At 63.4% G+C, this 25,932-nt stretch carries 22 protein-coding genes; 12 read left to right on the top strand and 10 right to left on the bottom strand.

The genetic code is table 11. The annotated features are described in order from the left end of the window. The first annotated feature begins 10 nt into the window (after positions 1 to 10). The 4 genes from rpsD to ASF90_RS04025 all read left to right on the top strand — a co-directional run bounded on the left by rpsD (position 11) and on the right by ASF90_RS04025 (position 3,440). Positions 11 to 637, top strand: a complete 627-nt coding sequence (gene rpsD, locus ASF90_RS04040) for a 30S ribosomal protein S4 (RefSeq protein WP_055846106.1) — start codon at positions 11 to 13, stop codon at positions 635 to 637. A 53-nt stretch (positions 638 to 690) separates the two neighbouring features. Continuing rightward, a complete protein-coding gene (rpoA, locus tag ASF90_RS04035; protein WP_002811635.1) occupies positions 691 to 1,689 on the top strand; it encodes a DNA-directed RNA polymerase subunit alpha in 999 nt (332 codons plus the stop codon). Positions 1,690 to 1,869: 180 nt separating this feature from the next. Then, positions 1,870 to 2,253: a 50S ribosomal protein L17 gene (gene rplQ / locus ASF90_RS04030; RefSeq protein WP_003486665.1), complete on the top strand. Its 384-nt coding sequence runs from the start codon at positions 1,870 to 1,872 to the stop codon at positions 2,251 to 2,253. A 668-nt stretch (positions 2,254 to 2,921) separates the two neighbouring features. Beyond that, a complete protein-coding gene (locus ASF90_RS04025) occupies positions 2,922 to 3,440 on the top strand; it encodes a disulfide bond formation protein B (protein ID WP_055846102.1) in 519 nt (172 codons plus the stop codon). A gap of 456 nt (positions 3,441 to 3,896) precedes the next feature. Here the strand turns inward: ASF90_RS04025 and ASF90_RS04020 are convergent, their stop codons facing one another. Further along, positions 3,897 to 6,020, bottom strand: coding sequence for a TonB-dependent receptor (locus ASF90_RS04020; protein ID WP_055846101.1), 2,124 nt, complete (start codon positions 6,018 to 6,020; stop codon positions 3,897 to 3,899). Positions 6,021 to 6,265: 245 nt separating this feature from the next. On the opposite strand from ASF90_RS04020, the gene ASF90_RS04015 reads away from it, so the two are divergent. Together ASF90_RS04015 and ASF90_RS04010 are read left to right on the top strand one after the other, a co-directional pair. Then, positions 6,266 to 7,663, top strand: a complete 1,398-nt coding sequence (locus ASF90_RS04015; protein ID WP_055846098.1) for a 3-deoxy-7-phosphoheptulonate synthase class II — start codon at positions 6,266 to 6,268, stop codon at positions 7,661 to 7,663. A gap of 85 nt (positions 7,664 to 7,748) precedes the next feature. Beyond that, on the top strand, positions 7,749 to 8,876 hold the full coding sequence (locus ASF90_RS04010; RefSeq protein WP_055846095.1) for a mechanosensitive ion channel domain-containing protein: 1,128 nt from the start codon (positions 7,749 to 7,751) through the stop codon (positions 8,874 to 8,876). A 91-nt stretch (positions 8,877 to 8,967) separates the two neighbouring features. Here the strand turns inward: ASF90_RS04010 and ASF90_RS04005 are convergent, their stop codons facing one another. The 3 genes from ASF90_RS04005 to typA form a co-directional block, all read right to left on the bottom strand. Beyond that, the gene (locus ASF90_RS04005) at positions 8,968 to 10,581 is read right to left on the bottom strand and encodes an amidase (protein ID WP_201782814.1); all 1,614 of its coding nucleotides are present in this window, start codon (positions 10,579 to 10,581) and stop codon (positions 8,968 to 8,970) included. 104 nt (positions 10,582 to 10,685) lie between these two features. Next, a complete protein-coding gene (locus ASF90_RS04000; protein WP_055846090.1) occupies positions 10,686 to 11,156 on the bottom strand; it encodes a DUF2127 domain-containing protein in 471 nt (156 codons plus the stop codon). 21 nt (positions 11,157 to 11,177) lie between these two features. Then, on the bottom strand, positions 11,178 to 13,007 hold the full coding sequence (gene typA, locus ASF90_RS03995) for a translational GTPase TypA (protein ID WP_055846087.1): 1,830 nt from the start codon (positions 13,005 to 13,007) through the stop codon (positions 11,178 to 11,180). Between the two features lie 243 nt (positions 13,008 to 13,250). Between typA and ASF90_RS03990 the strand changes: the two genes are divergently transcribed. Both ASF90_RS03990 and ASF90_RS03985 read left to right on the top strand, forming a co-directional pair. Beyond that, positions 13,251 to 13,745, top strand: coding sequence for a peptidylprolyl isomerase (locus ASF90_RS03990; protein WP_055846084.1), 495 nt, complete (start codon positions 13,251 to 13,253; stop codon positions 13,743 to 13,745). Between the two features lie 118 nt (positions 13,746 to 13,863). Continuing rightward, entirely contained in the window at positions 13,864 to 14,850 is a 987-nt protein-coding gene (locus ASF90_RS03985) for a malate dehydrogenase (RefSeq protein ID WP_055846083.1), read from the top strand. A gap of 200 nt (positions 14,851 to 15,050) precedes the next feature. Here the strand turns inward: ASF90_RS03985 and ASF90_RS03980 are convergent, their stop codons facing one another. Then, a complete protein-coding gene (locus ASF90_RS03980) occupies positions 15,051 to 15,665 on the bottom strand; it encodes a glutathione binding-like protein (RefSeq protein WP_055846080.1) in 615 nt (204 codons plus the stop codon). Between the two features lie 135 nt (positions 15,666 to 15,800). On the opposite strand from ASF90_RS03980, the gene ASF90_RS24475 reads away from it, so the two are divergent. Next, a complete protein-coding gene (locus ASF90_RS24475) occupies positions 15,801 to 16,103 on the top strand; it encodes a CBS domain-containing protein (protein WP_082473394.1) in 303 nt (100 codons plus the stop codon). A 90-nt stretch (positions 16,104 to 16,193) separates the two neighbouring features. Here ASF90_RS24475 and ASF90_RS03970 read toward each other — a convergent pair whose 3' ends face one another. The 4 genes from ASF90_RS03970 to ASF90_RS03955 all read right to left on the bottom strand — a co-directional run bounded on the left by ASF90_RS03970 (position 16,194) and on the right by ASF90_RS03955 (position 22,495). Then, positions 16,194 to 16,655 carry a cell wall hydrolase gene (locus ASF90_RS03970; protein ID WP_055846073.1) on the bottom strand — a complete coding sequence of 154 codons (462 nt, stop codon included), beginning with the start codon at positions 16,653 to 16,655 and terminating at the stop codon, positions 16,194 to 16,196. 980 nt (positions 16,656 to 17,635) lie between these two features. Beyond that, on the bottom strand, positions 17,636 to 18,916 hold the full coding sequence (locus ASF90_RS03965) for an MFS transporter (protein WP_236699189.1): 1,281 nt from the start codon (positions 18,914 to 18,916) through the stop codon (positions 17,636 to 17,638). A gap of 248 nt (positions 18,917 to 19,164) precedes the next feature. Then, positions 19,165 to 21,204 carry an NADPH-dependent 2,4-dienoyl-CoA reductase gene (locus ASF90_RS03960; protein ID WP_055846068.1) on the bottom strand — a complete coding sequence of 680 codons (2,040 nt, stop codon included), beginning with the start codon at positions 21,202 to 21,204 and terminating at the stop codon, positions 19,165 to 19,167. A 268-nt stretch (positions 21,205 to 21,472) separates the two neighbouring features. Continuing rightward, complete coding sequence (locus tag ASF90_RS03955) at positions 21,473 to 22,495, bottom strand: zinc-binding alcohol dehydrogenase family protein (RefSeq protein WP_055846065.1); 1,023 nt, start codon at positions 22,493 to 22,495, stop codon at positions 21,473 to 21,475. A gap of 413 nt (positions 22,496 to 22,908) precedes the next feature. On the opposite strand from ASF90_RS03955, the gene ASF90_RS03950 reads away from it, so the two are divergent. The 3 genes from ASF90_RS03950 to ASF90_RS03940 all read left to right on the top strand — a co-directional run bounded on the left by ASF90_RS03950 (position 22,909) and on the right by ASF90_RS03940 (position 25,588). Continuing rightward, on the top strand, positions 22,909 to 24,006 hold the full coding sequence (locus ASF90_RS03950) for an OmpA family protein (RefSeq protein ID WP_055846063.1): 1,098 nt from the start codon (positions 22,909 to 22,911) through the stop codon (positions 24,004 to 24,006). A 201-nt stretch (positions 24,007 to 24,207) separates the two neighbouring features. Next, positions 24,208 to 24,708: a hypothetical protein gene (locus ASF90_RS03945; protein WP_055846060.1), complete on the top strand. Its 501-nt coding sequence runs from the start codon at positions 24,208 to 24,210 to the stop codon at positions 24,706 to 24,708. 19 nt (positions 24,709 to 24,727) lie between these two features. Next, on the top strand, positions 24,728 to 25,588 hold the full coding sequence (locus ASF90_RS03940) for a pseudouridine synthase (RefSeq protein WP_055846057.1): 861 nt from the start codon (positions 24,728 to 24,730) through the stop codon (positions 25,586 to 25,588). Here ASF90_RS03940 and ASF90_RS03935 read toward each other — a convergent pair. Continuing rightward, a complete protein-coding gene (locus ASF90_RS03935) occupies positions 25,527 to 25,931 on the bottom strand; it encodes a hypothetical protein (protein ID WP_055846054.1) in 405 nt (134 codons plus the stop codon). The two genes, ASF90_RS03940 and ASF90_RS03935, sit on opposite strands and share 62 nt — an antisense overlap. Between the last annotated feature and the right edge of the window lies 1 nt (position 25,932).

The following is a 25,932-nucleotide window of genomic DNA, read 5'->3' as shown; positions in this document are numbered from 1 at the left end:
GCGATAAGAAATGGCTCGTTATATCGGTCCTACCTGTAAGCTCGCGCGCCGTGAAGGCGCCGACCTTTTCCTCAAGAGCCCGGCGCGTGCGCTGGACTCCAAGTGCAAGCTTGAGCAGAAGCCCGGCCAACACGGCGCGGCTCGCAAGGGCAAGCTCTCCGACTACGCTACCCAGCTGCGTGAAAAGCAGAAGGTCAAGCGTATTTACGGTCTGCTGGAACGTCAGTTCCGCAACTACTACAAGAAGGCCTCGACCAAGAAGGGCAACACCGGCGAGAACCTGCTGCAGTTGTTGGAAACCCGTCTGGACAACGTCTGCTACCGCATGGGCTTTGCCGTCACCCGTCCGGCCGCGCGCCAGCTGGTGTCGCACCGTGGCGTGCTGGTCAATGGCAAGTCGGTGAATCTGGCTTCGTACCAGATCAAGGCTGGCGATGCGATCACGCTGTCGGAAAAGGCACAGAAGCAGCTCCGCGTGCAGGAAGCCCTGACCGTGGCTGAGCAGCACGACATGACGCCGTCGTGGGTCGAAGTCGATTCGAAGAAGTTCAGCGGCGTGTTCAAGGCCGTGCCGGATCGCGCTGACCTGCCTTCGGATATCAACGAAGCGCTGATCGTCGAGTTGTATTCGAAGTAATTCACATTGGAGAGCCTCCGGCACTGCCGGAGGTTCGCAGGAGACCCCGCAACATGACGGTTACCGCCAACCAGGTTCTGCGCCCTCGTGGTCCGCAGATCGAACGTCTTACCGACAACCGTGCCAAGGTCGTGATCGAGCCCTTGGAGCGCGGTTACGGGCACACGCTGGGCAATGCCCTGCGTCGTGTGCTGTTGTCGTCGATCCCCGGTTTTGCGATTACCGAGGTCGAAATCGACGGCGTGCTGCACGAGTACACCACGGTCGAGGGTTTGCAGGAAGACGTGCTTGACGTCCTGCTGAACCTGAAAGACGTGGCGATTCGTATGCACAGTGGTGACAGCGCCACGCTTTCGCTGTCCAAGCAGGGTCCGGGTACGGTCACTGCGGCCGACATCAGGACCGATCACAACGTTGAGATCATCAACGGTGACCACGTGATCTGCCACCTGACCAAAGACACCGCACTGAACATGCGTTTGAAGATCGAGCGTGGGTTCGGCTATCAGCCGGCTGCTGCACGTCGTCGTCCGGACGAAGAGACCCGTACCATCGGTCGTCTGATGCTGGATGCGTCGTTCTCGCCGGTACGTCGCGTTGCCTACGCCGTGGAAGCTGCACGTGTCGAACAGCGCACCGACCTCGACAAGCTGGTCATCGATATCGAAACCAACGGCACGATCGATGCCGAGGAAGCCGTGCGCACCGCCGCCGACATCCTCAGCGATCAGCTGTCGGTGTTCGGTGACTTCACCCACCGCGATCGCGGTGCGGCCAAGCCGGCTGCCAGCGGCGTGGATCCGGTGCTGTTGCGCCCGATCGACGACCTCGAGCTGACCGTGCGTTCGGCCAACTGCCTCAAGGCCGAGAGCATCTACTACATCGGCGATCTGATCCAGAAGACCGAAGTGGAGCTGCTCAAGACGCCGAATCTGGGCAAGAAGTCGCTGACCGAAATCAAGGAAGTGCTGGCACAGCGCGGCCTTGCATTGGGCATGAAGCTGGAAAACTGGCCGCCGGCCGGTGTCGCCCAGCACGGCATGCTTGGTTAATGTTTCAAGGCATGGGCGTCTTCGGGCGCCCATGTTTGTTTTTCCACATCGACGGGCCAAAGCCCGCGATGACACCCGGTCGAAGGACGGCCGGTTCGGACCAACCGCAGTCCATTCAACAGCGCCAGGATGGCGACAACGTCTCTCAGTAGTCTCAACATTCCTTAGGAAATCACACTCATGCGTCACCAGAAATCCGGTCGTAAGTTCAACCGCACCAGCGCGCACCGCGAAGCCATGTTCCGCAACATGGCGGCTTCGCTGTTCAAGCACGAGCTGATCAAGACCACCTTGCCGAAGGCCAAGGAACTGCGTCGCGTCGCCGAGCCGCTGATCACCATCGGCAAGGTCGATGGCGTGGCCAATCGTCGTCTGGCGTTTGCTCGCCTGCGCGACAAGGAAGCCGTGGGCAAGCTGTTCGTCGAACTGGGCCCGCGTTACGCGACCCGTCCCGGCGGCTACCTGCGCATCCTGAAGGCCGGCTTCCGTGCCGGTGACAATGCGCCGATGGCCTATGTCGAGCTGGTCGACCGTCCGGTCGTGGCAGAAGAAGTGGCCGAGTAATCGGATCGCTTCACACAGATTCTCGAAAAAGCCCGGCTCACGCCGGGCTTTTTTATTGGGACGTTTGGATTATCGATCGACGCGGCTTGGGGTGCGCGGCTGGTTTGGCGTGATTACGTGGCGCTGCGGTACTGCCTGCATGGGTTGAAGAATCCGCCAGTTCGTGTCGCCTGGGTTTGGAGGCAGAAATGCGAGTTTGGAACCCGGGGGAGTCGGGGTGTGTGGGGATAGGCGAGGCCGTATTGGGGCGCTGGAGCGGCGCGCCGCAGATCAAGTGAGAGCCACCGACGTCTCGGGCGGGGCGTGGGTCGACGGCTTGTTTCCGGCATCCGTTGGGCTCCCAAGGACCTAGTGGAGAGCGCAGAGATGGGGGGCGGATTCCCCGTGTAACGCCTTCATCTGTGTCCGTGTCAGGCAGTTAGCGGTGATGTGGTCAATGTGCGTCACCTGTTCATGCCTGACCCCAATCATCATCCCCGCGGAGTGATCTGGATGGCTCCACCATCTTTGGGTTCGCCTGAGTGCTCTGCACCCAAGAGATAAGGCCGACAGCACCACAGAGGTGTTGCAGCGCTTCGCAGCAGGCGCTCCGTCAGACGCATGCATCCGTGGTCATGGCGGCGGTCATGGCTGATAATCGACGCCTTGGTCCTAGGCAAGCGGTCACGATGAATCCATTCCGTTGGGGTTTCCGGGCACAGTTTCTGTTGGGGTTTGTTGCTTGCGCAGGACTGCTGGCCTACGCGATCTATGTGCAATTACACCTGGGGCTCGAGCCTTGCCCGCTGTGTATTTTTCAGCGGATCGCGTTTGCGGCGTTGGCTGTGTTTTTCTTGCTGGGTGCGCTGCATGGGCCGCGTGCTGCTGGTGGGCGCAAGGTATATGGCGTGCTCAGTTTCATCGCCGCCGGTGTGGGTATGGGTATCGCGGCACGGCACGTCTGGGTGCAGATCCGGCCCAAGGACATGATGTCGTCATGCGGCCCGCCGCTGAGCTTTCTGAGCGAGACGATGGGGCCGTTCGAAGTGTTCCGCACCGTGCTGACCGGCACCGGGGATTGCGGCAATATCGACTGGCGGTTTCTGGGCCTGAGCATGCCGATGTGGAGCATGGTCTGGTTCGTGTCGCTGGCCTTGTGGGCGCTGTACGCAGGCTTCAAAGCACGCCGGACGTCTGTGCATCACTGACGGACGTTGGTCGCCAGCGAGAGAACTGCTCCGATGACCTGGGCAGTAGGACCGCTGCGCGAAATCGCGTTCTGTAAGCAGTCCGCTTCTGTGCGCAGTGCGCTGCGCGCTCACTCTCCGCTCGCCGGCCGTTACTCGTCGCGCGAGCCTGTGCGTTGCGTTGCGCACAGGTGATGCGGCTGGTTTGGTTGAGCTCGGGGCTTTGGTGAGCTCGGCCGATTGCGTCAGCGATGGCACCGGCACGCGCTGGGCGGCGCCTGGGCAAGGCGTTACGTTGATATGGACGTTACGACGCGCCGAAGCGCTGAGCTTGAGCCGGCGACATGGCAGGTACAGGCGTTTGACCATTCAGATCCAATACCCTGATTTTCGTTGTGCCTGAAAAAGCAGAAGGACCCGGAATCGACCAGGTCCTTTTGCTGCGTTGCGCAGTTACCGGTGCGCCGCGTGTTGCGCTCAGAATGTCTGCTGCAGACTCAGGTAAACACCACGGCGCGGCGCCCATTGCGGGGCGAACACGCCGATGCCGCCGCCGTCGCGTAGCTGGTAGCTGCGATCGAGCACGTTGAGGACGGCCAGCTGCGCGTGCAGCGGATGCGCGGTAAGCGCGAAATCGTGCCCTGCACTGAGATTCAACTGGAAGTACGAGGGCAGTTCGCCGCCATTGGGCACGGTGTCGGTATCGGTACGCAGGCCGCTGCCATAGAGGTAATTCGCACCGATCCGGCTGCTGTCGCTGATGGCGTAGGTGATGCCGCCGGAGGAGGTCAGCTTCTGGTCGTGGTCCAGATGGATCCAGTTGTTTTGCGCGTACGCCAATGCGTCCGGGTCGAAGTTGTACAGGCTGGTCAGGACCTGTTTGCCCATCGCTTTGCTGTAGGCCAGATTGAAGTACGCGGTGACCGGGCCATTGCTGTAGTCAGCGCTGAACTCGGCACCACGGATGCGGCCGTTGCGGTAGTTGAAGGTGGAATAGACATAAGCGGCGCCGAACTGGCCTTCGTCCTGCAACCGGTCGGCTTTGCGGTAGTAAGTGTCCAGGCCCAAAGTCAGGTGCTCGCTCACCACTTGCGAGATGCCGAGGTCGTAGTAATCGCTGCGTTCGCTGAGCGGCGTGGTCGGTCCGCCGCCGGTGGACTGCTGGTTGGTGGTGCCGTCGTACAGCGCGATATCGCTGGTAGAGATCAGCTCGCTGGCAGGCGGCGTGAAGTAGCGCGCGTAGCCCGCATGCACGGTGGTGCTGTCGCTTGCTGTCCAGACCACGCCCAGGCGCGGGCTGAGCTGGCCCTCGCTTGCCCCGAAGGCTTTGTAGCGGTCGCCACGCACGCCATAGTTGACGGTCCAGTCGTCGCCGATCTTCCATTCGTCCTGCAGATACAGCGCGTACGTGCTGGCGTGGAAGCGGCTGCCATCGGCAATGAACACCGGCACGTTGCTGCTCTGGTTGCCGTCGGCATCGGCCGGGAAGACAAAAGAATTGTTGCTGGCGATGGCATGTTCAAAATTGCCGTACAGGCCATAGCGCAGCGTGTGCGCATTGCCCCAGGGCGTGGAGAAATCCGCCTGCACGGTGTTGGCGCGATTGCTGCGGTCCACCTGCGAGGCGATGCCGTTGAAGATCAGGTCGCCGGCCACATCGGGCGAGAAGGCGACGCTGCTGTAACGCTGGCCAGCCGACAGCTGATAGCTGGTGCCGCCGAGTGTGCCCTGCAGTGCCAAGGTGCCAAAACGGGTGGTTTCGCGCTGGTTTTCGTCCAGGCGCGAGGAATCGAAATCGGTGGTGCCAAGGTAATCGAAGGCCGGAGTCTGGCCGGGATTATTGGGGATCTGAAAGCGATTGTTGGCATAGCCGACCAACAGGCTGAGGCGGGTATTTTCGTCGATCAGATAGCTCAGATCGGCAAAGCCTTTGCCCTGATGGGTCTTGTCGTGTTCCGGCGAGCGGCTGTCGACCGGGTTTTCCAGGCCGTGGCTGTTCTGTTCGTAGTCGCCGGTCACGAACCAGCTCCAGCGCCCACTGCTGCCCCACAGCGAGGCGTTTGGATTGACGGTGTCGTAGGAGCCGCCGGTGATGCCGATGCTGCCGCCATTGCCCAGCTCGGCGCCGTTTTTGGTGGTGATGTCGACAACTGCGGCGGTGCGGTCGCCGAACTGCGCGGGCAAGGCGCCATCGAGCAGTTTGAGGTTCTTGATGATGCGCGGCTCCAGGCTCTGGCCGAAGCCGGAGATGGATTCGGGCAGCATCACGCCATTGATGCGGTACTGCAGGTTGGCATGATCGCCGCGCACGTGAATGCCGCCGTACGAGTCCTGTACCACGCCCGGCGCCTGCAGCAGCACCTGGTTGAGCGGTGTGGAGGCGCCGAGTGGGAGGCGGTCGATGTCTTTGGCGGTGATGGTGTACTGGCTGCTGCCGATATCCGGGGACAAGGCGTTGCGCGCCGCTTCGAGCTTGGCGATTACGTTGACGGTGTCCAGATCGGTGGTTTTGTCGGCAACGGCATCTGCGGCGATTGCGGTACCGGCACAGGAAGACAGCAGGATGGAAACGATGGCGGCTGGGAGGCGGCGAGGGGTCATGGCGGTCGCAGGACGGCTAGGGAGGAGGGTGTTACCTCTTAACATTCTGCTTACGGGCGGGCGCTAGCGTAGGCCGAAAGTCATGCCTGGGCCGATGGCTTTGCTTGCGGTTCAGTCGCTCGCGACCGCTTGGCAGGCGTTGCCGCGCCAACAGTGCTTTCGTCCCTGGGCGGCATCGGTGCAGAGCGCTTTGCGGGACGCGCCGGCTCTGCCACCATCGCAGGCTGTCCAGGAGTGCTGTTGCCATGAATCTTTCCTCCCCTTCTCCCGTTTCCGATTCCGCTGCCTCGGCGTGGGCGCCCGGTAGCTGGCGTGGCAAACCCGCGCTGCAGCTGCCGGTGTATCCGGATCAAGCCGCACTGCAGAGCGCCATGGACGAGTTGGGGCAGTTGCCACCGTTGGTGACCTCCTGGGAGATCTTCGCGCTCAAGCGCCAGCTGGCAGAAGCGCAGGAGGGCAAGCGCTTCCTGCTGCAGGGCGGCGATTGCGCGGAGAACTTCAGCGATTGCGAGTCGGGCACGATCTCCAATCGGCTGAAAGTGCTGCTGCAAATGAGCCTGGTGCTGGTGCATGGCCTGCACCTGCCGGTGGTGCGGGTAGGGCGCTTTGCCGGGCAGTACGCCAAGCCGCGATCGGCCGATACCGAAACGCGCGATGGCGTGACCTTGCCCAGCTACCGCGGCGATGTGATCAATGCGCCGGCCTTCACCGAGGCGGCGCGTGTGCCTGACCCGCGCCGCATGATTACCGCGCACTCGCGTTCGGCGATGACGATGAACTTCGTGCGCGCGTTGATCGATGGCGGCTTCGCCGACCTGCATCACCCCGAATACTGGAATCTGGATTGGGTGGGCTATTCGCCGCTGGCGGCGGACTACCAGAAGATGGTGGCGTCGATCGGCGATGCGGTGCGCTTCATGGAAACCCTGTCCGGATCGGAGGTGTACAACCTCAATCGCATCGACTTTTACACATCGCACGAAGCATTGTTGCTGCCGTACGAAGAAGGCCTGACCCGGCAGGTGCCGCGCCAGTGGGGCTGGTTCAATCTCAGCACGCACTACCCGTGGATTGGCATGCGTACCGCGGCGCTGGATGGCGCACACGTGGAGTATCTGCGTGGCGTGCGCAATCCGATCGCGATCAAGGTGGGGCCGTCGGTGCAGCCGGATCAGTTGCTGCGCCTGATCGATGTGCTCAATCCGGAAGACGAACCTGGCCGCCTGAGTTTCATCCATCGCATGGGTGCCACGCAGATTGCCGAGAAACTGCCGCCGTTGCTGGATGCAGTCAAACGCGATGGCCGACGCGTGCTATGGGTCTGCGATGCGATGCATGGCAACACCGAAAGCACCGGAAATGGCTATAAAACAAGGCGTTTCGACAATATTCGCAGCGAAGTGGAAACTTCGTTCGATCTGCATGCGGCGGCCGGCACGCGGCTGGGTGGCGTGCATCTGGAACTCACCGGCGAAGATGTCACCGAATGCACTGGCGGCGCGCGCGAGTTGACCGAGCGCGATCTGGAGCGTGCGTATCGCTCCAGCGTGGACCCGCGCTTGAACTACGAGCAGTCGCTGGAAATCGCGATGGCGATCGTGCGCAAGCAGCAACAGGTGGCATCGCAGCCGCTGGGCGCATGAAGTCACTGTGCGTATGACGTGATGCTCATGCCGCATGCGGCATGCTCTTGCAGCCATCCCTCTTTCCCCCCACAGGAGGAACGGTTTGACTGCCGATTGGAACGTCATCCGCGAATACGCAATCCCGCTGGGCGCCGCGCTGCTGGCGGGCGTCGTTACCTGGTCGCTGATGCTGTGGCTGTTTCGCCGCATGCAGGGCCGCGATTACCGTCGCGCACGCATCATTCGCGTGGTCACGCTGCCGGCGGCCTTTATTCTGCCGCTGCTGTTTCTGGGTATCGCCACCGAGGCCACGCCGTTATCCGGCAAGGCGCTGGCCGCGGTGCAGCACTTGTTGCATGTCGGCATTGTCGGCTGCGTCACCTGGTTGTTGGTGCGTGCGGTCGCCGCCGGCGAAATGGCGATCCTGCGCAGCAATCCGATCGAGGTGTCGGACAATCTCACCGCGCGGCGTATCCAGACCCAGACACGGGTCTTGAGTCGCGTGGTGATGGGCACGGTGATCCTGCTCGGTATCTCGGTGGTGCTGCTCGGTTTTGAGCAGGTGCGCCAGATCGGCAAGACGCTGCTGGCGTCGGCGGGGATCATCGGGCTGGTGGCCGGTATTGCGGCCAAGCCGGTGTTCGGCAACCTGATCGCCGGCTTGCAGATTGCGCTGACTCAGCCGATCCGCCTGGACGACGTGGTGATCGTGGAAGGCGAATGGGGCCGTATCGAAGAGATCGGCAGCTCGTACGTGGTGGTGCGGATCTGGGACGAACGGCGCATGGTGGTCCCGTTGACCTGGTTCATCGAAAACCCGTTTCAGAACTGGACGCGCGCCAGTGCGGACCTGCTCGGTACCGCGTTCCTGTGGCTGGATTACCGCACGCCGATTGCGGCAGTGCGCGCGGAACTGGAGCGCATCTGCCACAGCGAGCCGCTATGGGATGGGCGCGTCTGCGTCACCCAGATCACCGACACCAGCGACAACACCATCCAGGTGCGTTTGCTGGTGAGCGCGCGCAACTCCGGCGATGCGTTCGATCTGCGTTGTCTGGTGCGCGAACGCATGATCGATTTTCTGACCCGCGAGCACGCCTATGCGTTGCCCAGAATTCGCGCCGAAATTGCAACGCAGGAAAAGCCGTCATCAGGCGCGAAGGAAGCGATCGTACCGGACAGCGTGCGTTCGCCAGGTGCAGAAGACGGCGAGCCTGCGGCCTCGATCTAGCTGTGCCTGCCGACAGGCTGCGGCAGATTCGGTTGTGCGGCGTGCGGCATGCGCATCAATCGATGACCAGTGCTGCTTTGCAGATTCTCAGTCAGTCGGGCGCCTTCGGCTGCGGTGCGGCCGGTGTCGCAGGCGGTGCGCTTGGCGCGTAGCTGGGCGCAAATCGCGCGTGGCTGCGTTGCTCATAGGCGTAGGCCAGTTCGATCAGGCGCGGCTCGCTCCAGGCGGTGCCCATGAACAGCAATCCGAGCGGCAGACCCTGGGTCTGCCCCATCGGCACGCTCAGGCTGGGATACCCGGCCACTGCCGCGGCGCCGTAGCCGGCGCCGGGAAAGGTGTCGCCCTTGCCAAGCGTGGTGACCCAGGCAGCGCCGGTGGTCGGCACGATCAGTGCGTCCAGGCGGTCGGCTTTCAGGGCTGCGTCGATGCCTTGCTCGCCAGCGAGCCGCCTGGCGCTGGCGCGCGCGCTTAGATAGCCCGGGTCCTCCAGGCCGGGCGCAGCCTGCGCCTGCTCGAACAATTCCTGTCCGAAGTAGGGCATTTCGTGCTGCGCGTTGGCGCGATTGAAGGCGATCAGCGCGTCCAGATCTTTGATCGGCGCAGCGTGGCTGCGCAGATAGGCATTCAAACCGGCCTTGAATTCGACCAGTAAGACCGTCTGCTCAGCAGCATCCCATTTGCCATCCGTGACCAGGGCGGTCTCAACTACCGTGGCGCCGGCCGCGCGTAAGGTCTGTACGGCGCGATCCAATGCGGCGGCGATCGCGGGATCCTCGCGCAGTGGATTGCGCAGCAGGCCCAGACGCGCGCCGCGCAGGCCATCGGGCTTGAGGTGGGCGAGATAGTTCGGTGTGGACGACGGCGCATGGCGTGTGGCCGGGTCCTGCGGATCGGGCGCGGCGATCGCCTGCAGCAACGCGGCAGCGTCAGCGACGCTGCGGGTCATCGGGCCGGCGGTGTCCTGGCTGGCCGAGATCGGAATGATGCCGTCGCGGCTGACCAGGCCGACGGTGGGTTTGAGCCCGACCAGGCCATTGACCGCAGCCGGGCAGGTGATGCTGCCGTCGGTTTCGGTGCCGATGCCTACCGTGGCCAGACTGGCAGCGATCGCTGCGCCGGTGCCGGCGCTGGAGCCGCACGGATTGCGATCCAGCGCATAGGGATTGCGGGTCAGCCCGCCGCGGGCGCTCCAGCCGGAGCTGGATTGGGTGGAACGGAAGTTGGCCCATTCGCTCAGATTCGTTTTGCCCAGGATTACCGCGCCGGCCGCGCGCAGGCGCTGCACCAGAAACGCATCGCGGTTGGGGCGAAACTCGGCCAGCGCCAGCGAGCCGGCACTGTTGACCATCGGCAGCGCGTCGATGTTGTCCTTGAGCAGCACCGGGATGCCATGCAGCGGTCCGCGCACGCGGCCGGCGGCGCGTTCTGCGTCCAGGGTGTGGGCGTCCGTTTCGGCCTGCGCATTGCGCTCGATCACGGCGTTGAGCGTGGGGCCGGCGCGGTCGATGGTGTCGATGCGCTGCAGATAAGCGCGTGTCAGTGCCAGGCTGGTGGTGTCGCCCCGGGCCATGCGCGCTTGCAGGCCGGCGACGTCGGCATCGATCAGGTCGAGCGGTTTGGCAGCCGAAGCGGCGTCGGTTGCCGGACGCATCGTGTCATCGGCATGCGCACAGCCGCACAACGCCAGCAGCAGCGCAAAAGACAGGGTGGTGAAGCGCATGGTGGTTTTCCGCGGGGGACCTTCCGCAGGCTAACGTCGCTGCGTCGGGGTGACAACGTGATTGCGCGCCCGTGGACGGGCAGGCAGGGTCAGCGACGTCGGCGCTTGACCAGATCGCGTGCCAGTACGCCGACCACGATCAGGTTGATCGCCAGCACGGCCCAAGCGGTCCAGCCAGGATGGCGGACGATGGCGTAGATATCGAAGGGCAGATAGATGGCCGCCGACAGGCAGCCCAGTACCGAGGCCCAGGCCTTGGCACGCCACAGACCCCAGGCTTCCACCACGTGCAGCAGGCCGTAGGCCAGCATTGCGGCGGCCGCCAGATGCACCGCATCGGGGCTGATGGTCTTGAGTAACGACGGCAATGCGCCGTGGTCCGGATCCAGATTGAAGCGGCGAATCAGCGTACTGACCGCATGTTGCAGCGGGAGCGGGCCCAGAATTTCCAGGCCCGTCGCCGCCAATAGCGCAAGCCCGCCCTTGACCGCCTCTAGCAAGGCGATCGCGTGGAGGCCCGGATGCGCGCGCGGATCCGGGCTGTAAGGCTTGTTGCTCACGACTGTGGCTTAGTCAGTAACTCAGCCCGAACGGCCAGAGCGCTTACGGTCGCTTTCGGTCAAACCCTTCTTGCGCAGACGGATTTCCTTCGGGGTGACTTCGACCAGCTCGTCGTCCTCGATGAAGTCCAGTGCCTGCTCCAGCGTGTACTTGATCGCCGGGGTCAGCTTGATCGCATCGTCCTTGCCCGAAGCACGCATGTTGGTCAGCGGCTTGGTCTTGATCGCGTTGACGGTCAGATCGTTGTCCTTGGAGTGGATACCGATCAGCTGACCTTCGTACACGTTGTCGCCTTCAGCGGCGAACAGACGGCCACGCTCTTCCAACGGCCCCAGCGCATAGGCCGGAGTGGCGCCCGGTGCGTTGGCAATCATCACGCCGTTCTGGCGCTTGGCGATGGCGCCCTGTTCCTTCGGGCCGTAATGGTCGAACACGTGGAACAGCAGGCCCGAGCCCTGGGTCAGGGTGCGGAACTCGTTCTGGAAGCCGATCAAGCCACGCGCCGGGATCATGTAATCCAGACGCACGCGGCCCTTGCCGTCCGATTCCATGTTCTTCAGCTGGCCCTTGCGGCTGCCCAGCTTTTCCATCACGCCGCCCTGGTGCTGTTCTTCGATGTCCACCACGAGCTGTTCGATCGGCTCCATCTGCTTGCCGTCGATCTCCTTGATGATCACTTCCGGACGCGACACGGCCAGTTCGTAGCCTTCACGACGCATGTTTTCGATCAGCACCGACAGATGCAGTTCGCCACGGCCGGAGACCAGGAACTTGTCGGCGTCGGAACCTTCCTCGACCTTCAGTGCCACGTTGTGCACCTGCTCGCGGTCCAGACGATCGCGCAGCTGGCGGCTGGTCAGGAACTTGCCACCGGACAGGTCCTTGTTGCCGGCGAACGGCGAGTTGTTGACCTGGAAGGTCATCGAGATGGTCGGCTCGTCCACGGTCAGCGGCGGCAGGCCTTCCGGGGCGTCGAGCGCACACACGGTATCGGAGATGGTCAGCTCGGCCACGCCGGAGATGGCGACGATGTCGCCGGCCTCGGCGGTGTCCTGCTCGATACGCTCCAGGCCGAGGAAGCCCAATACCTGCAGCACCTTGCCCTGACGCTTCTTGCCTTCGCGGTCGATCACGCTGACCGGCATGTTCTTCTTCAACACGCCGCGCTGGATGCGGCCGATGCCGATCACACCGACGAAATTGTTGTAATCCAGCTGGCTGATGCGCATCTGGAACGGGCCGTCCGGATCAACGTCCGGTGCCGACACGTGCTGCATGATCGCTTCGTACAGCGGGGTCATGTCGCCGTCGCGCACGTCCGAATCCAGGCTGGCGTAGCCGTTCAATGCGGAGGTGTAGACGATCGGGAAGTCCAGCTGCTCGTCGGTTGCGCCGAGCTTGTCGAACAGGTCGAACACTTGGTCGATCACCCAGTCCGGACGTGCGCCGGGACGGTCGATCTTGTTGACCACCACGATCGGCTTGAAGCCCATCGCGAAGGCCTTCTGGGTCACGAAGCGCGTCTGCGGCATCGGGCCGTCCATCGCGTCGACCAGGATCAGCACCGAGTCCACCATCGACAGCACGCGCTCGACTTCGCCACCGAAGTCGGCGTGTCCCGGGGTGTCGACGATGTTGATGCGGTTGCCCTGCCAGGTGATGGCCGTGTTCTTGGCCAGGATCGTGATGCCACGTTCCTTTTCCTGATCGTTGCTGTCCATCACACGCTCAGCCAAGACGGTGCGTTCGGACAGGGTGCCGGACTGCTTCAGCAGGCAGTCGACGAGGGTGGTCTTGCCATGGTCGACGTGCGCGACGATGGCGATATTGCGGAGTTTTTCAATGGACATGCGGAAAGGGCCCCTGTCTGGCGCCAGTCTTGAGATGAGGTAAGCCGAATATTATAGCGGTTTCGTTGCGCTGCCGTTGCGGATTAGCTGAAGGCAATTCAGATCCCCCATTCAGGCAGCGTGACGGCGGGCGGATCCAGGCCCGGCGACGGCCTTGGACCATGGTCGTAACCGCGCGGTCGTCCACGCGCCCGGGTGTATCCTAATGGGCTGTTGATCACCCCAGAACCTGCAAGGATTTCCATGTCCCTGATCGCCACTTTCGACACGTCCCGCGGCCCGATCGTTGTTGAGCTGTACCCGGAGAAGGCGCCGCTCACCGTCGCCAACTTCGTCAACCTGGCCAAGCGCGGCTTCTACAACGGCCTGAGCTTCCACCGCGTCATCGCCGACTTCATGGTCCAGGGCGGTTGCCCGGAAGGTTCCGGCCGCGGCGGCCCGGGCTATCGCTTCGAAGACGAAACCAACAATGGCGTCGGCCACGAGCGCGGCGTGCTGTCCATGGCCAATGCCGGCCCGAACACCAACGGCAGCCAGTTTTTCATCACCCACACCGCCACCCCGTGGCTGGACGGCAAGCACACCGTGTTCGGCAAGGTTACCCAGGGCCTGGACGTGGTGGATAGCGTTGCCCAGGGCGACACCATCAACACGCTCACCATCGAAGGCGACACCGACGCCGTGCTGGCCGCCAAGGCCGACCGCGTTGCGGAGTGGAACAAGATCCTCGCCGCCTGATCGCACCCCATCGAACGGCCGCCATGTGCGGCCGTTTGCTTGTCAAAGCGCGCCGCCAGGCCTTGCGCCACGCCAGCGCGCGACCCCCACCAACGCTTTTTAGCAGAGGAAACACCCCATGAAAGCACCTGTTCGTGTTGCTGTGACCGGCGCTGCCGGCCAGATCGGCTACGCCCTGCTGTTCCGTATCGCTTCGGGCGAAATGCTGGGCAAGGATCAGCCGGTGATCCTGCAATTGCTGGAACTGTCCAACGAGAAGGCCCAGGCCGCGCTCAAGGGCGTGATGATGGAGCTGGAAGACTGCGCGTTCCCGCTGCTGGCCGGCATGGTCGGCACCGACGACGCCGAAGTGGCGTTCAAGGACATCGACGTGGCCCTGCTGGTCGGCGCGCGTCCGCGCGGCCCGGGCATGGAGCGCAAGGACCTGCTGCTGGAGAACGCCAAGATCTTCACCGCGCAGGGCGCGGCGTTGAACAAGGTGGCCAAGCGTGACGTCAAGGTGCTGGTGGTCGGTAACCCGGCCAACACCAATGCCTACATCGCGATGAAGTCGGCGCCGGATCTGAACCCGAAGAACTTCACCGCCATGCTGCGTCTGGACCACAACCGCGCCCTGAGCCAGCTCTCGCTCAAGCTCGGCAAGCCGGTCGGCGGCATCGAAAAGCTGGTGGTGTGGGGCAACCACAGCCCGACCATGTACCCGGACTACCGTTTCGCAACCTCCGATGGTGCGTCCATCGGCGATGCGATCAACGACCAGGAATGGAACGCGTCTACCTTTATCCCGACCGTGGGCAAGCGCGGCGCGGCGATCATCGAAGCGCGCGGCCTGTCCTCGGCCGCATCGGCTGCCAATGCCGCCATCGATCACGTGCGTGATTGGGTGCTGGGCAGCAACGGCAAGTGGGTCACCATGGGCGTGCCGTCCGACGGTTCCTACGGGATTCCGGAAGGCGTGATCTTCGGCTTCCCGGTGATCACCGAAAACGGCCAGTACACCCTGGTCAAGGATCTGCCGATCGACGACTTCAGCCAGAAGTGCATCGACAAGACCCTGGCCGAGCTGGAAGAAGAGCGCAGCGGCGTGTCGCACCTGCTGGGCTGAGGTTCGCAGCTGTAGTTGCTACAAGAGCGCCGGGCACTGCCCGGCGTTTTTTTGTCTGCATGCAGGCGATGAACGTGCATGCGGAGTTCGATCTGCTGCGATGGTCTGCGGGCGACACAGCGCGATGATCTGCACGCGCTGCGATGGGCTGCCTTATCGTGTGATGTGGCATCACGTCACCCGTTACACCACAGTGCCGATTACGACAGGCCTTCGGCGTTCAGTGCGGCCTGCACATCCGCATCGGCCTGCATGCGCTTGAAGAACGCATCCAGTGCGGTCAGGCCGCTGAGGTCCACGCCTGCCTTATTGGCCCAACGCAAGGTCACGAACAGATAGGCATCGGCGCCGGTATGGCTGTCGCCGGCCAACCACTCGCGGCCCTGCAGATGCGCATCGACGCGCGTGTAGAGCGCGCGCAACTTGTTGCGTGCGTCGTCGTGACTGCGCGCGATCAATGCCTCTTCCTGCAGATACGCGGTGCTGCCGAAGATCGGCTTGAAGGTCGGATGCACATCGGCATTCGAAAAGGCGATCCAGCGATTGATTTCGGCGCGGCTACGCGCACTGCCGTCACCGCCCAGGCTGGTGAGCGGCGCAACATCGGCGATGTAATTCAGGATGGCCGCGTTCTGGGTCAACGCCCAATCATCGACTACCAGCAAAGGCACGGCGCCTGCGGGATTGAGCTGCAGATACTCGGGCGACTTCATGGTGGCTGCATCGACCACGACCAGGTCGAACGGCAGCCCGGACCAACGCAGCACAATGTGGTCTGCAAGTGAACAGGCGCCGGGCTTGGTGTAGAGCTTCATGTGCATCCAGGGAGGACTAGGGGATGCAAGCTTAGCCGGGTTGGGCGGCCAGCTGTGCTGCCATGGGATCAACGGCAACGCGATGTAAGGCTGGGCGTATTGCGACCTGTAGCGCGACGTGTAGCGCACTGCGCAATGTGGAAAAACGTTTTCGTGCGAGACGACACGGCCGCGTGTACTGACGCTGTTGCCGCATCGATGGCGATCGCATCCCTGCTGCAATCGCGCACGTGCGGCGCGGCGGTTGTCATGGGCGAACAGCATCCGCTACGCGAAGCAGCCGATCACATGGCCGGCGCCGACGTCGGGCGCTTGGTTGTCAGAGACACGCCACAAACGCTGCGCGTCATCGGCATCATCACGCGTAGCGATTTGCTGGCGGCGCACGCCGGGCGCTTGCGTGCATCGCGAGACACCGTGCATAGAGCTACGCACTAATCGACTCGTGCGAAAACGCGGCATTATTAGCCCAATGCGGTATCGCAACGGTGTAGGCACGTTGCAACGCACTATCGGCCCACTACGTCTTTACGACGCAGTACGCGGCCGCAACTTCTGCACACGGTAGAACGTGTGATCGCCGATGGTGGCAACCTGATACGCATTCCGCCAACTCGGGCTAGCAATCGCGCTCGCGGCAAAGTGGCTGGCGCCAGGCACGATCTCCTTGCGCTGACCCACAGGCAACGCCCAGTTACGCTCTGCGGCGAGTGCAACGCCCAATGCCTTGTTCCAGGCATCGTCGTTCTTCAACTGCGTGCCCGGCGCGACGATTGTCGGTGCGAACTGCTTGCGTGCAGTGACTACCTCGCACATCGAGTCGCCCCACAAACCGCTGTCCAGTCGACGCAACGCAACTTCCGCAACAGCTTGCTGGCCGCGCAAGGTCTGATCGCGCGCTTCCAGATAAACGGTCGTGCTCAAACACAGCGAATCTGCAGCTGGCTGCGGCATCAACTGCGCCAGCCAGAATATCCAAATCATCTTCATACAACTCCTTGCTCCGTATGGGCCGGTTCGTAGAGCATCCAAAGTGGATGCACCAGTACGAAAGGCTTGGCGTCATGGGGAGGCGACCTGTCACGGGCCGCCCGGTCTTCGGTGAAAGAGAGATCTACCGAAGGTGCCCACCAAATGAGGTGGGTCAAAAAGTTGGCGCAAGGTAGGCGCCAATCACACAATCTTGGCTGAATGGGCGGGGTTGACGCGGGCTTGCCTCGGCTGTGTCTAGGTTGCGTCGGTAATGCCTCACGCATCGCACCATGCAATGCGCGTCGCATTCGTGCGGCGACAGGGGATCATGTGCGTTGGTCGTGTTTCGACATTACGCAGATGGCACACCTGGATTGTTGGTGAGTTCTGCTTTCACGCTGGCTGCACGCGTTATCTGGGAACGAAAAAAACAGTCATTAAATTCGGGTGTCGTTGAAGTGGACGCACACAAGCAGTCGCACGTTTTGTACGCGTCGGCGCCGCACATCCTGCGGCATTGTTGAGCGAGCAGTTGTCTGCCCATGTACGCATGAAGTGTCGTAGGCGATTGCAAAAATTGCGCTGCTGCATCGGTGTCGCAACGATCTCCACGACCCTTTCGTCGCAATCATCATTTGCTCAACTGTAGCGAGATCTGCGCGGGGTCTTGCTGGTTGGGCGGATATTCGAGATCGCCACATCTTATGGCGTGGTCGTCGCGGTCATGCGTCATCAGTGATCGATGTCCAGGGTCCTATCTACGATCACGCGCATCGCTCAGAGGCGCATGTTCGAGGTGGCGCAATGATTCGGACGACTACGCGCCTTAATTACGAACGTGGTGTTAGCCAACGCAGCGACTGGATCTGCATCGTGCTTCGGCCACGTCGGCCAAAACGAAAGTGATGCGTGCGTGTTTGGTACGCACCAACGACACGTTTTCGCGCGGTAATCGTCGAGGAAATGCGTAACGTGCAACTAGGTATGCGCGGTCAAGTTTATAGCGGCGTCGGTGTTGTTTCTGCAGGCAATCGCCGTGCAAGCGAGAAGGCGCGGGTGCTCCAGGCCAGCAGCAGGCAGGCCAAGCCGCAGGCGATGGGCCCGAGTGCCATCGACCACGCCAGGGACTCTTGAGGTGCATCGTGGCCGTTGTACAGATGGAGCAGCAGCCCGACCACAGCACTGCCTAGCGCAAGCGCGACCTGTGCGACGGCGGTCAGCATGGCAAAGCGGCGAGCTTGGTGCGCCGGGTCGTAGTGCATGGAGAGTTCGGCATGACGCGCCCACACCCAGTGCCCTGCGCTGCCCGCCGCCATGCCCACGCCAAGCGCCAGCGCCGCATCCGGCCAGACGCTGCGCGTTGTCTGCAATGCAAACAGCAGCCCACAGCCGACCAACGCGATACCGCTGTATCCCAGTCGCTCGCGCGCGCTGGTAGGCAGGCGCGCGGCCAGCGGTTGTACGACCACGGAGCCAATGGCGTAGCTGATCAGGAGCGCGCTACCCCAACGCTGCGAGATGATCAGCGTCTGCGCCAGATACGGCGCCAGTTTGGTAAACGTCGGCAAGGCCAGCGACAGCAGCGCAATCACCACTATCGGCAATAGTGGATGGCTACGCGAGGATGCGATCGATCGATCGGCAGGTGGGCTACTAACGTGCTGCGTGTGGGTGTGCAGCGTCTGGCGCAGCCACCAGGACGAGGTCATTGCGATGGTACTCACCGTGCCCACAACCGTCATTGCAGTCGCGGCCCCCGCATGATGTCCTGTGTGCAACAGCAGTCCGATCGCTGCACTCATCAATAATGCGGCCAGGCCGCTGCCGATCAATCGCAGCGCGCTCACGCCTTGCGCTCCACGCCATGGCCAACGGCACAGTCCAAGCAACGTGTTCTGCGCGACATCACCCATTGCGTAGGCCGCACGGAACGGCAGGCTGAGTAACAGCACGCAAGGCAGGCGTGCAGGTGGTGGCAATACCGGTACCAGAAACAACAACGACATCGTCACTGCCGCCAGCGACATGCCTCGCCATTGCACGCGCCCCGCCCATGCGAGGCTGACACCCGCACGCCAGCGGTGCGCAGCGAACACCCCCATGCCTGCACTGACGAGCAGCCCGGCTGCGACCGACAAGCCGGCAGCGGTTGCACTCAGCTCCACGTATTCGGTCAAGGCGAAGATCAGCAACAATTCGCCGGTGTACCAGAGCAGGCTTTTGCCGAAGTGTGCAGCCGTGTACGCCAGCAACGTGTCCGTTGACAGGGGAGGGAGCAAGCGCGTTGTCGGTGACGTCCGCATCCGCCGCTTATAGCCCCGATCCAAGACAATAAGAAGAGGGCTGCATGCCACGGCAGCGAGAAGGCGATGAGGGCGTTATTGCAGGCGAGGGTGGCAGCCGTTCCGCTGCAACGTCAACGCCGCTTTCCACTGGAGAAAGCGGCCTGCCGCTCGATTGCTATCGCGACTGGACGGTGCACCACAACCTTATCCCGGGCTTGTCTGGTGCGTCATCGGCTGAAGCATTACAGCACCGCCGCGAGTCGGCTGGCCTGGTTGATCGCACGCTTGGCGTCGAGTTCGGCGGCCACGTCCGCGCCGCCGATCAGGTGCGGTTGCTGGCCATTGGCCTGCAGGGCGGCCAGCAGCTCGCGTCGCGGTTCCTGACCGGCACAGATCACCACCGTGCCGACATCAAGCAATTGCTCGGCGCCGTCCACGCGAATGCGCAGGCCGGCATCGTCCACGCCCAGATACTCCACGCCACCCAGCATCTTGACGCCCTTGGCCTTGAGCGTTGCGCGGTGGATCCAGCCGGTGGTCTTGCCCAGGCGGGCACCCGGGCGGCCGGAGCTGCGCTGCAGCAGCCAGACCTGACGGGTAGGGGGCTCGGGTTGCGGTTTGGCCAGCGCGCCGCGCGCTTCGAAGGTCGGGTCCACGCCCCATTCGGCCATCCAGCGCTGCGGATCCAGCGCTGGCGACTCCCCGGCGTGTACCAGAAATTCGCCGACATCGAAACCGATGCCACCCGCGCCGATGATCGCCACCTTGGGAGCGGCCACATGCCGACCCAGCACCACATCCAGGTAGTTCACCACCATCGGGTGATCGGCGCCCGGGAAGTCGACCTTGCGCGGCTCGATGCCGGTCGCCAATACAACCTCGTCGAAGTCCTTGAGGTCTGCTGCCTGCACGTGCGTGTCCAGACGCAGCTGGACGCCAGTCGTTTCGATGCGATGACGGAAATAGCGTAGCGTTTCGTTGAATTCTTCCTTGCCGGGGATACGCCTGGCGACATTGAACTGCCCGCCAATCTCGCTGCTCGCATCGAACAAGGTGACGCGATGCCCGCGCTCGGCCGCCACCGTCGCGCACGCCAGCCCCGCCGGTCCGGCGCCGACCACGGCAATGCGCTTGGGTGTCGTGGTGGGCGTATAGATCAGCTCGGTTTCGTGTACCGCGCGCGGGTTGACCAGGCAGGTAGCCAGTTTGTTTTCGAACACGTGATCCAGGCAGGCCTGGTTGCAGGCGATACACGTATTGATGGTGTGCGACTGCCCGGCGCGGGCCTTGTTGGTCCACTCCGGGTCGGCCAGCAGCGGGCGCGCCAGCGACACCATGTCCGCTGCGCCGTCGGACAGAATGCGTTCTGCCACTTCCGGCATGTTGATGCGGTTGCTCGCCACCACCGGAATGCGCAGGTGCGGTTTGAGTTTGGCGGTAACGCCGGCGAATGCGGCGCGTGGCACCGAGGTGGCGATGGTCGGTACGCGCGCTTCATGCCAACCGATGCCGGAGTTGATGATGGTCGCGCCGGCGGCTTCGATTGCCTGCGCCTGCGCCACGATCTCCTGCCACTGGTTGCCGTCTTCGACCAGGTCCACCAGCGACAACCGGTAGATGATGATGAAGTCCGGCCCGCAGGCTTCACGGATGCGACGCACGATCTCCACCGCAAACCGCATGCGCTTGGCTGCGTCGCCACCCCAGGCATCGCTGCGCTTGTTGGTCCGCGCGGCGGTGAACTCGTTGATCAGATAGCCTTCCGAGCCCATCACCTCGACACCGTCGTAGCCGGCCTCGCGCGCCAGCCGCGCGGCGCGCGCATACGCGGCGATCTGCCGGTCCACCGCCGCTGCCGACAGCGCGCGCGGGGTGAACGGGTTGATCGGCGCCTGCAGCTTGGACGGCGCCACCGACAACGGGTGATACGCATAGCGCCCGGCGTGCAGCAACTGCATGCAGATCTTGGCGCCGTGTTCGTGCACCGCGCGGGTGACCTGGCGGTGCGGGCGCACTTCCCAGGGCCACGACAGCTTGCCGCCGAACGGCTTGAGCCAACCCACCACGTTCGGCGAGAAGCCGCCGGTGACAATCAGGCCCACTCCGCCTGCCGCCCGTTCGGCGAAATAGGCGGCCAGCCTGGGGAAATCGCGCGCACGATCTTCCAGCCCGGTGTGCATCGAGCCCATCAGGACGCGATTGCGCAATTGGGTGAAACCCAGATCGAGTGGCGTGAACAGGTGCGGAAAGGAGGAGGCGGAAGGGCCGGTGGCGGGCGACATGATATGGATACGCTGGCGTACGGAGTGCGCACGATGCAGGCAAACGGGCCTGGCGGCAAGCCCTGGGTGCCGAATTCCACGCTGCCGGCCGCGACGCAGCTGCAGGTTGGCCGACGTCACACCGTCCGCTAGGCCAAGACCTGCCTTGCGGAGCGTCTGCCCATGCGGCGGTGGCGCTTGATCACAGCGCTCGTGCAACCCGAAGGCGGGCGCGGGCGCCTTCGGGCTGCCTCACTGCAGTGCAAACAGGCGGGGCCAGCCACCGCGGCTACCACCCGGCCAGCACCAGTTTGCCGATCGTGCTGCCGCCCTCCAGCCGCCGATGCGCTTCGCGCAGGGTGTCGGCATTGATCGGCGACAGCGTCTCGGTATGCGTCGTGCGCAGCTCACCAGCATCGATCAGGCTTGCAGTACGGTTGAGGATGCGATGCTGCTCCACCATGTCGTCGGTGGCGTAGCGCGACCGCGCAAACATCAGCTCCCAATGGATGCCGATGCACTTGGATTTGTACGGGTCGCCAATCATCAGCGGGCCGCGTGGCTCGACGATCAGACCGACATGCCCCTGCGGCGCCAGGATCTCGCCCAGCTGCTGCCAGTAGCGGTCGGTGTCGGCCAGATTCAGCGCTGCATCCACGTGCGGCAGACCTAACGCCTGCAACTGCGGCTGCAGCGGCTGGTGATGATCGATCACCTGCTGCGCGCCCATCTGCCGCACCCATTCGATGCTTTCCGGGCGCGAGGCAGTGGCAATCACCGTGAAGCCGGCATGCCGCGCCAGCTGGATCGCGATCGACCCCACGCCGCCGGCACCGCCGATGATCAACAGATGCCGGCCGCGATTGCGTGCGCCATCGAACGCGAACGGCATGCGTTGGAACAGAAGCTCCCACGCAGTCAGTGTGGTCAACGGCAGTGCGGCCGCCTGCGCAAAACTCAGCGAGGTGGGCTTGCACCCGGCAATGCGCGCATCCACCAGCTGATACTGCGCGTTGCTTCCCGGCCGGCCGATATCGCCGGCGTAGTACACCTCATCGCCCACGGCAAACGCGGTGACCTCCGGGCCGACTGCTTCGATCACGCCAGCCGCGTCGTATCCCAGGATTTTCGGCTCGGTCAGGGGCTGCGGCTTCGGCGCCCGCAGCTTGGTATCGACCGGATTCACGGAGATCGCTTCGACACGTACCAATAAGTCATACCCCGACGGCGCCTCAGGGACGGGGATGTCGATGTCAAGCAGCGATGCCGGATCGTCGATCGGCAGATAGCGGGTGAGGGCGACGGCTTTCATCGGGGCTCTCCTGATGGGAAGTTCAGGGTGCGTTGTGAAGCGAGTCAGCTGCAACTACCGGCCCCACAATTCAGCTCGTACGGGGCCTTGCGTTCACCAATGTGGTTTTTGGCTTGGTCGTGGCCATTGAAAACCAGCAGGCTTGTAACCGTATTCAACAGGCTTGAGTCGGCTGCCGTTCAGATGGGGTGGCCGGTGAAAGTGAGTGCCCGGTCCTTTCCTTCATGAAACTGTATACGTAGTATTGCCTGGGGTTTGCAACCCTGGTGATTGCTTTCACATGTTATATGACCGTTAACGCGATCTTCACTGAGGCCGGCTTAATCTGCGCCCCGATGGCTCTGGATGTGACGAGCATCTTTACCAAGAACAACGCCTCTATCGGTTTATCTCCCAAAGAAGGAGCTGTATAAATGAACAAGAAAATTCTCACTGCCGCGTTGCTCGGCGGTCTGGCAGTTGCCCAGGCTGCGTCCGCGCAGGAGTTCGATGACCGTTGGTACCTGACCGGTAGCGCTGGCTTCAACTTCCAGGACAGCGATCGTCTGACCAATGATGCTCCGTTCGTCACCCTGGGCTTGGGCAAGTTTGTCAGCCCGAACTGGTCGATCGACGGTGAACTGAACTATCAGAACCCGAACTTCGATGCCAACCAGGATCAGAACTGGAGCCAGTACGGCATCTCGTTCGACCTGCGTCGCCACTTCATCCAGGAAGGCCGCGGCTGGAACCCCTACCTGCTGTTCGGTCTGGGCTATCAGCGTTCGGAAGAAGAGTTCGACGCAACCCCGAACCCGGTTTCGCCGGGCCAGCAGAAAGACGGCAACTTTGCCGCCAAGGCTGGTGTCGGTCTGCAGACCACCTTCGACAAGCGCGTCGCCGTGCGTGCTGAACTGGCCTACCGCGCCGACTTCAACGACCAGAGCGTTGCTGCTCCGCAGGAAGACTGGTTCGGCGACGTGCTGGCTTCGGTCGGCGTCGTGATCCCGTTGGGACCGGCTCCGTCGACCGCTCCGCCGCCGGCTCCGGCTCCGGTTGCTCCGAGCTGCGCAGACCTGGATGACGACGGTGACGGCGTCAACAACTGCGACGACAAGTGCCCGGCTTCGCAGCCTGGCCAGACCATCGGTCCGGACGGTTGCCCGGTGCCTGTGTCGATCGACCTGAAGGGCGTTAACTTCGACTTCAACAAGTCGACCCTGCGTCCTGACGCAATGTCGATCCTGAGCGAAGCGACCGAGATCCTGAAGCGCTACCCCGACCTGAAGGTCGAGGTTGCCGGTCACACCGACTCGAAGGGTACCGACGCGTACAACCAGAAGCTGTCCGAGCGTCGTGCGACCACCGTGTACGACTACCTGACCAAGAACGGCGTTGATGCGTCGCGTCTGGTCGGCCCGATCGGCTACGGCGAGAGCCGTCCGATTGCTCCGAACGCCAACCCGGATGGTTCTGACAATCCGGAAGGCCGTGCGAAGAACCGTCGTACCGAGCTGAACGTCCAGAACTAATTGGACCGCTAGCTTGTTCCATACAAAACCCGGCCTTGTGCCGGGTTTTGTCTATGTGCGCTCCAAACATCCCCAAATTCCTTCGCACACAGGCCGCAATGCTGTCTGTGTTGCTATCCAGGCACGGTTCCGGTTGAAACAGCGTTCATCGCTGCCTACACTCGCCGCGTCGACACCACACTTTTATTGGAAGAACCAACGATGCTGCGTACCGCTTCGGCAGGATTGCTCTGTCTCGCCTTGATTCCCGCCGCCTACGCCGCTCCGAACTGCGCCGGCAGCACGGTGTCCCAGCCGCTGCCGTTGCCCGCCACCGTCATTGCACCGGCCGCCGCCGAGTTCTACACCCGCAGCGTGCAGCTGGGCATGCCCACCGGCGTGCTGGCACAGCCGTACAGCAGCGATCAGTCCGTGGACCGCGTGCTGCTGCGCCTGCGTGTGGAAGGTTGCCAGGATCTGGCCAAGGTCATTCCGCCGGGCGGCACCGTCAATCCGAACGATCCGGCGGCCTACAAGGCCACCACCGCGTTCGACAACACGCCGTGGCGCTTCGACATGAGCCAGAACGGCAAGCGCATGACCGCCGAAGAGTTCGATGCCTGGATGAAGGCGCGCGGCGTGCGTGTGGTCAAGGCGCGTCCGGTTGCGGCACCGGCTCCGGCTGCGCCCGCAGCCGACGCCAAGCCGATCGAAAACAAGTAAGCCGCACGGTCGGGACGGCATGACCCGGCGGCCTCCGCCGGCAACGTCCCGGCATCGCAACCGTGGTTCGGCAGCGCCGCCGCGCGTCTCGCGCCCATCGGTGGCAGGACCGGTGACCGCCGCGCCACGCCATGGGCTGGCGCGGGTGTTGTCCAAGCTAGGGGTGTGTTCGCGCACCGAAGCGGCACGCTGGATCGCCGATGGGCGGGTCAGCGTGGAAGCGCGGGTGATCCGCGACCCTGAATGTCCGATCCGTGCCGACCAGCATGAGGCGATCACGGTCGATGGCCAGCCGTTGGCCGGGCCTGCGCGGGTCTATTTGATGCTCAACAAGCCGCGCGGCGTGGTCACCACCGTGCGCGACGAGCAGGGCAGGGACACGGTGTATCGCTGTTTCGACGGCGCCGGCCTGCCGTGGATTGCGCCGGTGGGGCGGCTGGACAAGGCCAGCGAAGGTCTGCTGCTTTTCAGCAACGACCCGCAATGGGCGGCGGCGGTGACCGACCCGGCGACCGGGCCCGACAAGACCTATCACGTACAGATCGACTGCCGCCCTGGCGCCGAGCAGCTGGTGCAGTTGCAGGCCGGGGTGATCGATCCCGACCCCGACGGTGATGGCGCGCTGCTGCGCGCCAAGCAGGTGCGCTTGCTGCGCGAGGGCGAGCGCAATGCGTGGCTGGAAATCGTGCTGGACGAAGGCCGTAACCGGCAGATTCGTCGGCTGCTGGCGGCCGTGGAGATCGGGGTGTTGCGGCTGGTGCGCGTGGCGATCGGGCCGCTGCCGATGGGCGAGTTGGGCAAAGGCGCCTGGCGGATGCTCAGCGCGGAGGAAGTCCAGGCACTGACGTCGGTTCCCGCCAGCGTGCCAAACGCGCGCTGAGCAGCGCGCTGACGACCTCGACGGCGCGTGCATCGCCGGCGCCATTTGCATCGTGGCGCCGTCCTTTGGCGTGATTGCAGCCGGCACACGCCAGCGCCAGATTGCGCGCGTCGTTGGGGTCGTCGCCAACCAGCGCGCACAGCGCTGCCGCCGCGCGGCGTCCGAACCAGGCCTGCGGGACCACGTGTTCGAGGGTGGTGTGGCCCAGCGGTTCACCATCGACACGAATCTGCAGGCGGCGACGGCAATGCAGGCAGCGGGTTTCCCAACTGCCGGCGAGCAGCTGCGCCTGGGCATCGGTGTGCGCCGCGAGCAGGAGCCGTTGGCGCAGCACCGTGCGCATG

The organism is Xanthomonas sp. Leaf148 (assembly GCF_001423585.1).
Classification (GTDB): domain Bacteria; phylum Pseudomonadota; class Gammaproteobacteria; order Xanthomonadales; family Xanthomonadaceae; genus Xanthomonas.
Note: the sequence above shows the minus strand (reverse complement) of the source record. Positions and strands in the feature narration are given on the sequence as shown.

Coding starts and splice junctions, on each gene's coding strand:
- ASF90_RS03985 (WP_055846083.1), top strand. CDS start 13,864: ATGAAAGCACCTGTTCGTGTTGCTGTGACCGGCGCTGCCGGCCAGATC.
- ASF90_RS03955 (WP_055846065.1), bottom strand. CDS start 22,495: ATGAAAGCCGTCGCCCTCACCCGCTATCTGCCGATCGACGATCCGGCA.
- typA (WP_055846087.1), bottom strand. CDS start 13,007: ATGTCCATTGAAAAACTCCGCAATATCGCCATCGTCGCGCACGTCGAC.
- rpsD (WP_055846106.1), top strand. CDS start 11: ATGGCTCGTTATATCGGTCCTACCTGTAAGCTCGCGCGCCGTGAAGGC.
- ASF90_RS04015 (WP_055846098.1), top strand. CDS start 6,266: ATGAATCTTTCCTCCCCTTCTCCCGTTTCCGATTCCGCTGCCTCGGCG.
- ASF90_RS03970 (WP_055846073.1), bottom strand. CDS start 16,655: ATGAAGATGATTTGGATATTCTGGCTGGCGCAGTTGATGCCGCAGCCA.
- ASF90_RS04025 (WP_055846102.1), top strand. CDS start 2,922: ATGAATCCATTCCGTTGGGGTTTCCGGGCACAGTTTCTGTTGGGGTTT.
- ASF90_RS03935 (WP_055846054.1), bottom strand. CDS start 25,931: ATGCGCACGGTGCTGCGCCAACGGCTCCTGCTCGCGGCGCACACCGAT.
- rplQ (WP_003486665.1), top strand. CDS start 1,870: ATGCGTCACCAGAAATCCGGTCGTAAGTTCAACCGCACCAGCGCGCAC.
- ASF90_RS03950 (WP_055846063.1), top strand. CDS start 22,909: ATGAACAAGAAAATTCTCACTGCCGCGTTGCTCGGCGGTCTGGCAGTT.
- ASF90_RS03990 (WP_055846084.1), top strand. CDS start 13,251: ATGTCCCTGATCGCCACTTTCGACACGTCCCGCGGCCCGATCGTTGTT.
- ASF90_RS03940 (WP_055846057.1), top strand. CDS start 24,728: ATGACCCGGCGGCCTCCGCCGGCAACGTCCCGGCATCGCAACCGTGGT.
- ASF90_RS03960 (WP_055846068.1), bottom strand. CDS start 21,204: ATGTCGCCCGCCACCGGCCCTTCCGCCTCCTCCTTTCCGCACCTGTTC.
- ASF90_RS03945 (WP_055846060.1), top strand. CDS start 24,208: ATGCTGCGTACCGCTTCGGCAGGATTGCTCTGTCTCGCCTTGATTCCC.
- ASF90_RS04020 (WP_055846101.1), bottom strand. CDS start 6,020: ATGACCCCTCGCCGCCTCCCAGCCGCCATCGTTTCCATCCTGCTGTCT.
- rpoA (WP_002811635.1), top strand. CDS start 691: ATGACGGTTACCGCCAACCAGGTTCTGCGCCCTCGTGGTCCGCAGATC.
- ASF90_RS03980 (WP_055846080.1), bottom strand. CDS start 15,665: ATGAAGCTCTACACCAAGCCCGGCGCCTGTTCACTTGCAGACCACATT.
- ASF90_RS24475 (WP_082473394.1), top strand. CDS start 15,801: ATGTGGAAAAACGTTTTCGTGCGAGACGACACGGCCGCGTGTACTGAC.